A 12,258-nucleotide genomic window follows, 5' to 3' on the forward strand; every position below is an offset into this window, starting at 1 on the left:
GAGCCGACACATTAAAAGACAAGTCTTTTAAATGTCTATATATAAACGGAGGGATAGGACGAATCCCTTCTCACCTTAACTCTTCATACTTTCATCCAGGAACGCAAACTCGAAAATTTGCCGTGGACGGCCTTTCGGCATTTTCTCCATACCGCTAGTACGGACTAATCCTGTATCCGACCATTCCAACAGCAATCGATGGGTGCTTCTAACGGTAATATTGAGCAGCAAAGCTAATTCTTGAACGTTATACTCTTTCTTGCCGGTACGGGCATAGGTTACAAGTAACCTGCTTAAGTAGGGGGAGGTCATATTGGCGTTCTCTGCTTTTTTAATAAAGTCAGGATTAACCAATTCCAAATCTTTCACCTGAGCATCCACCATCTCCAAAGGTCCAAGTATGCCTCTGTCCTCTCTAACAATAAAGCACGAGTTGCCGCTCGCCTCCTTTGATTTCCGCAAAGCCGATCTCGCATTCGAACCCGCTTCATTGGCCGTTCTGCCGAATCCAACACCGATACTTAGCGTTAACTGATAGGATCTATAGATTTCTGATGCTAGAGGAACTCTTTTGTATCCAGCCGTTTCTTGTTCAAATATCCCCCTGGTTGTAAAAAATAAATATTCATCGCCTCCCAGGTGCGTAAGATGACCTCGTAAAGAATCCGCATAATCCAGCAAAATTCGGTGAATATTGAGCTTCAGCTTTTGAATTTCATGCTCCGAGTTATGGCGATCGACGATTTTGCCAAAGCCATCCACATTGATCAGACCCACAACGATCTGGGATTCCTTACTTTTCCTCGCATCTGTCGATAGAAGCGCTCTCTCCAGAGCTACAACGATATCCTGTGTAGTTGGGACCATCCATTCATTCGGGATACCTAAATCATTCAATTCAGCTGATATTGAATTGATTCCAGTGAGCACTCCTGACACCAGACCCTTGTTAAAACAATCTTTATGGAACTCCAACAGTTGCTCTCTTGTCGGGTTGCTTGCCTCATCATAGCAAATGATTTTCAAATCTTGTTCATCGATTTCTTCCAAAAATCGTTTTACCATGACTGGAGTTACCGTATCTACACTTATGGCATTACCAACCATATTCGAATTAACATTTACGTTTGCAAGCTTTTTTTGGATGTTGTAAAAAGCCTTATATAATCCCGTTTCGTTATATCGCACGTAATGAACAGGTACGACTGATTTCACTTTTTCCAGAACTTTTCGGTAGGGGACAGGGCCGCATAATAACAGGACTTCCACTTCATTCTTTATTTCATCTGATAAATTTGGCGTTTCCAATTCATTCTTTGAATACCTGACAACGGGTTCAAAGGTGGGGAAGTTTTTGATGACTTTGACGATCCTTGACACCATATCCTTGGGTCCGACAATGCCAATCTTAACCCCAGCACTAGCACTGCTGTGACCTATTATTTTTCCTAAAGTATCAATGGGAGATCCCTCGCTTTGATTTTCAATTGTTTCAACATATTTTAAAGTCCAACACCCGATTTAACCCAAAACAACCTTGCGCGAAACTCTGTGCGCAAGGCCGAAGGATGATCTGAATCGGATTGCCAAGGCAAAAGCGGATCCACATCATAGTAATTTTCCGAATACTGCGCAAACTCAACTTAAATATAACGCAGATAGGCCTCTGCCTTCAAGCAAGGTAACGTTGCCGTATGAGTTAGGCAGAGTTACATCTCTTTCCCGAATACTTTCACTACATAAAAGCTGGGTAGTCCTTTGGATACATCGCTCACAACAATGCGTACGTACCTAATCCCAGTTTCATGAAATTCATCCATGCCCATCTCTTGTCCCGTTTGTCTTTGAGAAGCCACTGCTTTCCAATGGATATCATCAGATGAAACTTCAACTTGATATTCATACTCTGTATTATCACTTTCCCAGTAGATCTTACAGCCATCCAACTCGTAGAAACCTTCAAGATCTACCTTCCACCACTGCGGCAGTTCATTATTTCCAGCACTCCAACGCTCGCTCCACCGATCAGCCATGATATTGCTTGTTGCTTGACTAGCACTGCATCCAGGAAGCTCTGAGCTGGCTTTCGCCGGTTTATTGATCGCAACATCTGTCCAGTGTTCCCAATATCTAGATGATGGAGGCGAAAAGAAAGCAATCTGATCTACCTCATATTCCTGTTTTCGATCGGGTGGTACTTGTGATTTTCCTGGTACAAATGGCTTAGAAATAGGCTGCGATATGATTTCTACAGTCGCCGATTTCAATCCATCTGACTCCGCAAGCAGTGTGATTAAGCCTGGTTCCTTCGTAGCACGAATGAGAACCCCGATGGCTCCCGCTTCTGCTTCTACGGGGTTAGACCCCACTCTACTGTCTCCATCACCGACAATTTCTGCCGGTCCAGTCAGCTGGAATGCTATCTTATTGTAGGCATCCGGAACTACGGTTCCATTGGCATCTCTGACATAAACATGAACCATGATTAAATCAGAACCATCCGCTTTAAGATCGATACCACAGTCATCCACAGATAATGTTAAATAATCCGGAGTCCCCGGTGTCATGACAGCATGCGTTGCTACGATAACATCGTCAACAATAGCTTCAGCCATTAATTTTCCCGGCTCCCATTCTACGCCTTCGAAGACGAAAGGTGCATGCGGCAGACTTCCATAGCTTGCGTCTGGTTTTTTAACACCAAGAAGTCTTCCGTTCAGATAGAGCCTAATTCGTTCACAGTTGCAATAAATCGTAATATCCGTTGTTGAAGCCAATGTCCAATCATTAGCAATGAATACCATTGGCGTTGTACGAATACCCGATATTTGTAAATTAGGTTCACTTTGGCTTTGAAATAAATAATAGCTATATTTGGGTAAACGATATAAATCTAGTGCGCCACAGGCAGCTATATTATCATAATATCCCCTGTTCGTATCAATTCCGGTCCACAGGGCTCCGCCGCTAAGTCCTTTTGTAGCTAGAATATTATTTAAAATGTCGGTGCGCTCTTTCGAAGACTGCAGCATGCCCGACTCGCCGCCTGGGTAGAAATCTCTTGTCCCTCTTGAACATCTGAGGTGCGTATGCCTTGGACCCGCCTGCTCCAGATAATGGTCCCCCCATTCCCTGATGAAAGATCCCTGATGATCACGAAGTGCTGCTCCGTAAACGACATCATAGTGGGTCGCAGCAACTCTATAATTGTCACAGGCCGCATAGCATTGATCACCTGGATATTCGGCATGTGTGACCTCTAGGGCTGTTCGTGTATATTGTTCACTATAATCGGTTTCGTTCAAGATAGGCTCCCACAATACAACACTAGGGCGATTCCTATGATAACGAATCATCTCTCGAATATCTTGATAGGATCTTTCTTTAAACGTATCGTTATCCCTGAACCACTGCCATCCAGGTGTCGGCACAATACACATTAGGCCTAATTCGTCACAGGCATCCATGAAAGCCGGAGATTGCGGATAGTGTCCTGTACGAATGATCGTAAATCCGCCTTCTCTAAGCTTGATTGCATCCCTTCTATGCAGGGAATCAGATAGGGCATCTCCCACATATACATATTCCTGATGCCGGTTGGCACCAATTAATTTCATTAATGTCCCGTTGATATGAAAGCCATCACCATCAAATCGGATGTGCCGAATACCAATTTTTGTTTCATAGGCATCTACGACTACATCGCTATCATAAACAACCGTGTATACAGTATATAAGTAGGGATGATCCGGGTGCCAAAGGTTGGGTTCTGATACCGTAACACTCTGAGTAAAAGTATGATCCTTCTGTTGATCTATGTTGTGTAAACTGGATGAAACCTTACTAACAACTTCTTTGTTGTCATTTACAATATAATGGGTCACTGAGCAAGCCTTAGGGATATCATATTCATTACAAATATGTGTTTGTATATTGACTTGAGCTTTAAGTGAACTTACATCCGAGTACGTGATGAATAGGCCGCCACCTGCTTGTTGATTTGCATAAACGGCATCTGTGATATGCAATTTATCCGTCGTATGCAGCCATACATTCCGATAGAGTCCGCCATAATAGCAAAAATCCAATTCACCCTGAGGTTTACCTGGTGGAACATCAGGCATATCGGAGTTGTCTAGCTTCACCACAATAATATGATCAGTTTCTCCATCCGCCGTAACATGATCAGTAATATCTAAAGTAAAGGGCAAGTAACCGCCGTAATGTGTCGAGAGATGTTTCCCGTTAATCCATACATCTGCCGTATGCTTCGCACCTTCGAATTCTACAAATACTTTTTGACCATTGTAAGCCTTATCCACATAAAAATGTCTCCGATACCAAGAGATACCCAGATAGTTCAAGCCTCCGCTGCAGTGAGCCGGTTCTACCCTCACTGTGTGAGGAAGGTGAACAATCTCCCAAGCTGTGTCATCAAAATTAGCCTCTTCTGAACCTTGTATATCCCCTCGAAAAAAACGCCAATCCTGATTAAAACTTAATTTATTGCGATGAACCTTTGTTTCAAGTTCCTGAAAGATCCCCAATTCATCTATTGTATTCATGCCATACTCCTCTCAACTAACATGTCTATAAGCTTATATTAGTGAGAACACTCTTTAAAGACAAGTCTTTAAAGAGTCCTTATATAAGTTGGGAATACATACGAATCCATGACAAGAAAGCGCGAAAACCGCGCTTTCAGCGAGCGCTCTGCGAGCCGAAGCTCGTTGACAGAGTCTGAGAAGGCGGAAATCGACTTCTCAGTAGATGGTTTTGCGCGTCTGTGGGGGGGCTCGGCAGACTGTCCCGCTCCAAAGGAAATTGGAAGCAGGACTTTCATCTTTAATTGCCGTAAACCATCATGTAAAACATGACGGCTCGTAACCTTACACTTGTTTATTTTTATATTGTGTAGGCGTAAATCCCGTGTAGCTCTTGAATAGTTTGCAGAAATAACGGTAGTCGGAGATGCCTACTGCCCCGGATACCTCATAAATTTTCATCGTCGTCCGTTCCAACAATTCACTCGCTTTTTCCATACGTACTCGGTTCAAATAATCCGAGAAGTTCTCGCCGACCTCCTGCTTGAACATCTGACCTGCGTAAGATGGGTGCATTTGAACAAGCTTAGCAAGCTCAGCCACCTGCACATCCTCCTTGTAATGCTCTCGGATATAGCGAATCATCAGTTGAACTTCCTTGCGCATCGACACTGACGGATGAATGCGGTTGTTCATCCATTCGTTTACGGCTTGAATCATCTTTTCCCACCATCCGCAGTAATCCGTCCACGTCTCTAATCGATCGATCCCACTTAATCGCTCGACAACCGAGGCTGGAAGCTTTACGAACCCGGGGTGAAACATTTGTCGCGTCATCCGAAGCAGATCCGCTGGATGAATCGGTGGGTTATAAAGCTTGGTTATGACAGACACACTTTCCTGGAATGCTTCGGCATCCTCCCGCAGCATCGCTTTCACCACAGCTGCAATCCATTCTCGGATCTGCTCCTCATCGAAGCGCCGGAATGTTGGCGCATATTTGCCTACAACAGCCGAATCCGACTTATAGAAGTAAGCAGCTAGCCCATCAAGTCCTTCGCGTAACCCATCGGCAATATGCTTTATCGTCAAAGGTTGCTTGCCTAATTCCCGTACCGGGCCGACATGAATAAAGCTCTTAACTGGTGCAAAATCTCTTAGAGCTTCCAGTGCCGCCAAAGCTAGCTGGTTCATCTTGAAGCTTTCCAGAAGCTGTCTGGATCCGATCAGCAGGCACAACCGGCTTTGTCGTATCGGCAGCATCACCATCCGGTTGCCTTCACCGAGCATACGCGAGTCCAGTCTCTCCTCCAATACTTCGCCTACTTGTTTCTGGAGCTGAACAAGCTCCTCCTCCGTTAGCTCAGCTTGCTCGGGTCCCGCGGGGACTCTCCAGCCTATGGTCAATCCTGCCAAATAACTGGCTTGGGCTACCCCTTCGAACCATTCTTCAGGCATCGTCCGGGCTTGGATACTTCCATCATCGTCCACCAACCGCTCCGTCCACTGGCGCTTCCTAGTCCATTCCTTTTCCCATTCCAACTTACGGCGCATCTCCAGCTTCTGATCCACATCCATCTCCTGCTCAATCTCTTCAGCCACCTTGCGGCAAGCGTCGAGAATTTGCTCGGGCGTCTGCGCCAGCTTGATCAAATAGTTATCCACACCCAACTCGATGGCTTGGCGCGCGTATTCGAACTTGCCATAAGCCGTCAGGATCACAATCCGGATTCGCGGCCACCGCTTGCGCACATAGGCAGCTAGTTCTAATCCGCTCATATTCGGCATCGTAATATCCGTCAGCAGCAGATGCGGCATATCCCGTTCTATCATTCGGATCGCTTCTTCGGCACCCGATGCGGCTCCCATAAACGTAAACCCCGCATCCGACCAAGGAATCCGTTCGGAAAAGCGTTCACGTACCCATTGTTCATCATCCACCATCAGCAGCTTCAGCATGGCACTTTCCCCTTCCGCTACATTTATTTTTCTCGATGTTCTCCTATCGGGAGACGAATCGTCACCGTTAGCCCCTCATCCGGCTCATTATGAAAATGCAGACCGTACGGATAACCGAATGTCATGCTAAGCCGTTCTTGCACATTACGCAGCCCCAAATTATTCAAACCTTTATAAGGATTAGGCGCCCCCGTCTTTTCCGTCAGCAAGGCAAGCTTCTCTGGAGTAATTCCTGGTCCTGTATCCGAAACCTCAAGCAGTACACTATTAGCCTCCGTATTTTTCCCCGAGACAATGATATGATTAACCTCTTTTTTAGTGAGCCCATAGAAAATACTATTCTCCACCAATGTAATCAACGTCAGCTTCGGAATTGCCGTGTTAAAGTAGATCTCCGGGATGGCAATGTCCATCTCAAATACATCCCCGTACCTGAGGTTCATAATCTGAACATAGTTTTCCAATTGTCGAAGTTCATCCTCAATCGTCACAATATCTCCGACCTTGTCCGTTGAATATTGCAGCAGCCCCATCAGCGACCGAATCATCTCACACATTTCATCCGTTTGTCCGGTTTCTCCCAAGCAGTATATCGCATTAAGTGTATTATTCAGAAAATGGGGGTGAATCTGCGATTGCAGCACCTTCAGCTCATGATGCCGCTTCTTCTCCTCCGCTACCCGCAAATCATCAAACAAGGACTTGATATTACCCATCATGCTGTTGAAACCGTCGGCAATATGCGTGAACTCATCGTTTCGCTTCAGTTTGATCCGAGCTTCCAATTCGCCGCGCGCAGCTGCCTTGAATTGTCGGGTTATGGCTGTCACGGGCTTGCGGATGTAGTTCGTAATCCACACGGAAACGATCACTGCCAGAATAATGGCGATTAGCAGTACCAGCACCAGCTGTTTCTTGAGCGAGTCCAACAAAGGAAACGCCTGCGATTCCTCGATGACCGAGAAAACAAACCAATCCCAGCGATTTTGATTACTGCTAAGCACTGTATAGTTTCCAAAAGAGGTGTGAACGGTGTTGAAAGCCGTCCCGCTCGTCTGAGTTAAGGCTTGCAAGGCATCCTTCATTTCCAAATGATCCTGAAACGTCTTCGGATAGGCGAGATACGTGTTCGTTGACAAATAATCGCCTTGGCCCGAAAACAGATAAATTCGCCGCTGCTCGCCTTGAATGATCTGCGGACCGGTTAGCGCATTCAAATTCAAATCCAGCGCAACAACGCGGTTACTGTCGATTTGCTTAGAAACGGTAATTACTGCACGCTCGTTGATTGAATACGGGGGACTCCACCAGAAGCCCGTTTTGCTTGTCTGAGTTTTGATTTCCTCAATTCGCTCGGGAGTGATATAAAATCGATATCCGTACGGAGAGCTAATCTTCACTTTGTCATATTCGATCAGATAAATACTATGAATCTGTTCTTGATGGTAAGTCATGATATTATCGATGAGCTCCATATAGTCGGCTTCGTCCATTTTATTGTATAGAACCGGATTGGAGAGAAAGATCAGTTGACTTTGTATGGAGTTCATTAATGTTTTGATATAATTTTCAACCTGCACGACGGAGCCCTGCAGCACTTCTTCGTTATTTTGCCTAATCGGCTCAAAAAGCCGCTGGTATCCGAAAATGCCGATCACCAGAAAAAGTACGATTACAGACAAAAAAGTAAGGATAAACAGCTTGGTGCTAACGCTGGAAGTGAAGCTTTTTCCTGTTATCCGACGAATCATGCAAGATCACTCCCCTATCCTATGAGGATACAGCAAAGCCCCCGATGATCGAGGGCTTGTGACTTTCAAGTATTATAGCATGGCCAATACTTCTTTGTACCATAATTTTCATATTCAATCATTTGCGCTCACTATTACCCTTTGACGGAACCTAGCAATGCACCTTTGACAAAATATTTTTGCAGGAACGGATAGATGATCAGGAGCGGTAATGTCGCTACTACAACTACGGCCATCTTGATCGTTTCCGGAGGCAGCGCGTCGAGAGCCAATGAATTAATCGACAGCTCAGAGCTGACATTTGGTGCTTGAATCATGCTTCTAAGCACAACCTGCATCGGCATAAGCGTTTTGTCGGAAATATAAAAGATACCTTTGAAATATTCGTTCCAATGCGTAACTCCGTAGAACAAACCAATCGTAGCCATAATAGGTGCCGACAGTGGTAGGACAATGCGAAATAGTGTCTGTATGTCTCCGCAACCGTCTACCTTGGCTGCCTCTTCTACTTCCGCAGGGAGGTTTTCAAAGTAGGTTTTGACAATCAATAAGTTAAAGGTGGATACCATTCCGGGAATAACGAGTGCCCAAACCGAATCGTACAATCCGAGACTGCGAACCATAATGTAAAGTGGAATAATACCGCCGCTAAAAATCATCGTGAATACAAGTGCCATCAGTATAAAATTACGGCCTGGAACAGACTTCTTGGATAGCGGGTACGCCAACAGCGTGGTGACCACCAAATTCAAAGTCGTGCCTACAACCGTAATGAATACGGTAATTTTCAACGCCTGAGGAATACGTGCGCTTCCGAATATTTCTTTATAAGCTTGAAAAGTTAAATGTTCGGGCCAAATAACGAAACCGCCATTTTTCATGACTTCAATATAAGGAGTCAATGAAACGACAACGACGTAGTACAGCGGAAACAAAGTGACGAGAGCAAACAGGGCCAGAACGGTATTTATTGCCGCATCAGCAACCTTATCCCCTTTTGATTTCTGGAGTACGAATGACATCGGAATACCCCTCCTTTTCCAAAATGCAATCTACCATATGCCGGAACCCCCGACTTTCTTGGCCACTTTGTTTGCACCTATAACCAAAATGAGCCCTACTAAGGATTTGAAAACACCCATAGCTGCTGCAACACCAAACTCCAGACGCTCGAAGCCATATCGATAAACCCATGTATCCACAATATCCCCGACATCATACACCCGGGCATTCAAGAAGATGAAAACCTGATCGAAACCTGCATCCAGTATGCCGCCGATTCTAATAATCAACATGAGCACGAATACATCACGGATACCAGGCAACGTAATATGCCAGAGCTGACGCCAACGTCCTGCACCATCCACGACGGCAGCTTCATAAAGTTCCTGGTTGATGGATGCCAAAGCCGCCAAATAGATGATGGCTCCGAATCCTGTATTTTTCCAAATTTCTGAAAGTACTAGCATCGGTCTAAAGAAATCCTTGTTCGTCAATAAATCGATTTGTCCCCAACCCATATCGCGTACAAACGTACTGATCAAACCAGAGCCTGGAGCAAGGAAAGAAAAAGCTAATCCATACACGATGACCCAGGATAGAAAATAAGGTCCGTAAGTAATGGTTTGTACGGCTTTTTTGAACCAAAGTACCCTGACTTCATTCAGCATAAGCGCAAGGATAACATCAGGCACCATGTTGCCCACAATTTTGTAAACACTGATTAACAGTGTGTTTCTCATAATTTGCAAAAATTCAGGATTATCGAAAATGACTCGGAAATTATCGAAGCCAACAAAAGGACTTCCCCAGATGCCCTTCATCAAGTTGTAGTTCTGAAAAGCAATCAAGGTCCCCGCCATAGGAGCATAATGAAACAGAATATAATAGACCAGTCCGGGTATCATCATGAGGTAGAACCATCTGCTGTGGTAAATGCTTCGTAGTTTACCTTGCCTCACAGGGCGTGTAGCTGTAGGTTTCTCTTTCAATACAGTTGTGGTTTCCGCCATCGCCATATCCTCCTAGCCGTATCTCTGTTGGAAGGCAGAAGGAAACCCATGAACAACCCAGGGTTCCCCTCGATGCCTCGACACGTTTATTTAAAATCGTTAAGTTTCTTATCTTTCATAACGGAGTTCAACTGTTTGGTATACTCGGTGAAAATTTCTCTTCCTTTGAACTTGGTCATCAGTTCTTCACGGTATTGCGGCCAATTTTTACCGCTCTTGTCTTCAAGAACTGCTTTGGCATGGAATTTGCTCATTTCTTTACGGAAATCCCCGATGTTAATACCTGCAGGCGGAACTAAGCTTACTGGAGGCAATGCGTTATGTTTCGGGAAGCCTTCGACCGTTTTCAGAATCGCACGGTCATGATCGGAAACACGGGAATCAATCAGTTCCAATCCAAGTACATTAGGTTCTTCCGGTGTAAACGCAGCATATACATTCAGCCAGTTGCCTGCTTTGGCGATATCAGCTTCGAAAGCTGCAACATTTAAGGTTATCTTGTTGCCAGATTTCGTGTAGTGCTTACCCTCTTGACCGAAGTGAGTCAGTAAGAAACCTTCTTCACTTTCAAGCCAGTTGACGATTTCCAAGGAACGCTTCACTTTGTCCGGACTCTTATCGGCTGTAGCTTTGCTTATCAAGAACGTATCTGTAGGAACGTTGTATTTCCACATGATCGGCTTGTCGAGCGGATAGATCGGCTGCCAATTGGCTTTTGGATCAAGAGCTTTCGTACGGTTTTGTACACTTGTAGCAACACTGTCCAGCGCTACTGTTTTGTCGCCTGCCGTGAAGAACATTCCGACTCTGCTTTGAGAAGCTTTATCAAAATGAGCTGGCGGTTTGTTCAGGAACCAGTCGGGATCTACGATTCCAGCTTTGTTCCATTCCACCACTTGATCGATAACACCTTGTACTTTAAGATCCGTACGATTGTCTACATAGCTATTGTCAACGATCATGAAATCAGCTACAAAACCGTTGTTCAACCATTGCGGGAAGTCAAATGGAAGATTTTGCCCGCTGCCTGCTGCAGTAAAGCCATAAGTATCCTGCTTGCCATTGCCATCCGGATCTGCTTTCGTGAACTGGGTTAATACGTTGGTCAGATCCGCGTAAGTTTTAGGAGACTTCAACCCCAGCTTATCGAGCCAATCTTGGCGAATATACCAGGAAGCATAGGTGTTACGTGAGAAAGGCACCATACCGCGAGTGAACTCACCTTGTTTGAGTTGGTAAGCATCTACTTCTTCTTTCGTTACCCACTTGAAATAATTAGGCATCGTTTCTTTCGTAATGAATGTGCTCAGGTTCGCGGTTATACCGTCGTTAATATACTTCTGGGACTCGGCACCGCCGGCGATGAACAGATCAGGAGCACTTCCGCCCGCCAATGTAGCATTCAACTTGTCATGATATTCTTTGCCTGTCACCATATAATCGATTTTCAAATCCACGTTAAATTTCTCTTCAATCGCTTTTTTAACGAAATCTTTGTCTGCGGAAGGCAGTGTCACATTCCCCATAAGTCCACTCATGACGGACCAGTTAAGCGACAGCTTGGCCGGTTTAGCGTCTCCTGTTGCCTTGGGAGTTTCTGTTGTTGTCTTGTTGTCCGAGCATGCTGTAAGCGCAAACATTGTAGCAAGTCCTAGCACTACTAGTTTTTTCATGTGATTAACACCCTCCTGTTTATATACTGTCCGTAAACATTTACCCCCTGTAAAAGCTAAATGATGACGTTTACTTGACTTCATTATAGGTCCGCCCAACTAGCGAAACTAGCATACTATTTCAAGAAATAGTGGTCATAATACAGAAATGACTCTTTAATTTACACAAAAAAAATGCAGCCCTATGGACCGCATTCTGATAAACGTTCCTGATAAAATTGTAATACGCTTTGTCATTTATTTCCATCATTCAATTTTTTCCGACATAAATTTACTCCTGAAAAGAACAATAACAAATAAAATGGGAATGTACACATAA

Annotated in this window: 7 protein-coding genes; all 7 read right to left on the reverse strand. The window is 44.7% G+C overall.

All coding sequences use genetic code 11. The annotated features are described in order from the left end of the window. Positions 1-75: 75 nt before the first annotated feature. Positions 76-1,383 carry a GTP cyclohydrolase IIa gene (locus GC098_RS21380; RefSeq protein WP_216625364.1) on the reverse strand — a complete coding sequence of 436 codons (1,308 nt, stop codon included), beginning with the start codon at positions 1,381-1,383 and terminating at the stop codon, positions 76-78. Between the two features lie 326 nt (positions 1,384-1,709). Continuing rightward, the gene (locus tag GC098_RS21385) at positions 1,710-4,565 is read right to left on the reverse strand and encodes a glycoside hydrolase family 2 TIM barrel-domain containing protein (RefSeq protein WP_171645257.1); all 2,856 of its coding nucleotides are present in this window, start codon (positions 4,563-4,565) and stop codon (positions 1,710-1,712) included. Positions 4,566-4,889: 324 nt separating this feature from the next. Continuing rightward, on the reverse strand, positions 4,890-6,503 hold the full coding sequence (locus tag GC098_RS21390) for a response regulator transcription factor (protein ID WP_171645258.1): 1,614 nt from the start codon (positions 6,501-6,503) through the stop codon (positions 4,890-4,892). A 23-nt stretch (positions 6,504-6,526) separates the two neighbouring features. Continuing rightward, on the reverse strand, positions 6,527-8,254 hold the full coding sequence (locus GC098_RS21395; RefSeq protein WP_171645259.1) for a sensor histidine kinase: 1,728 nt from the start codon (positions 8,252-8,254) through the stop codon (positions 6,527-6,529). A 134-nt stretch (positions 8,255-8,388) separates the two neighbouring features. Next, on the reverse strand, positions 8,389-9,276 hold the full coding sequence (locus GC098_RS21400; RefSeq protein WP_057306579.1) for a carbohydrate ABC transporter permease: 888 nt from the start codon (positions 9,274-9,276) through the stop codon (positions 8,389-8,391). 30 nt (positions 9,277-9,306) lie between these two features. Then, positions 9,307-10,266 (reverse strand): ABC transporter permease, encoded by a 960-nt coding sequence (locus tag GC098_RS21405; protein ID WP_171645260.1) that lies wholly within the window; start codon positions 10,264-10,266, stop codon positions 9,307-9,309. 86 nt (positions 10,267-10,352) lie between these two features. Beyond that, positions 10,353-11,939, reverse strand: a complete 1,587-nt coding sequence (locus tag GC098_RS21410) for a type 2 periplasmic-binding domain-containing protein (protein ID WP_171645261.1) — start codon at positions 11,937-11,939, stop codon at positions 10,353-10,355. Positions 11,940-12,258: the final 319 nt, after the last annotated feature.

The sequence above is a fragment of the Paenibacillus phytorum genome (genome assembly GCF_013141715.1).
GTDB classification, from domain to species: domain Bacteria; phylum Bacillota; class Bacilli; order Paenibacillales; family NBRC-103111; genus Paenibacillus_E; species Paenibacillus_E phytorum.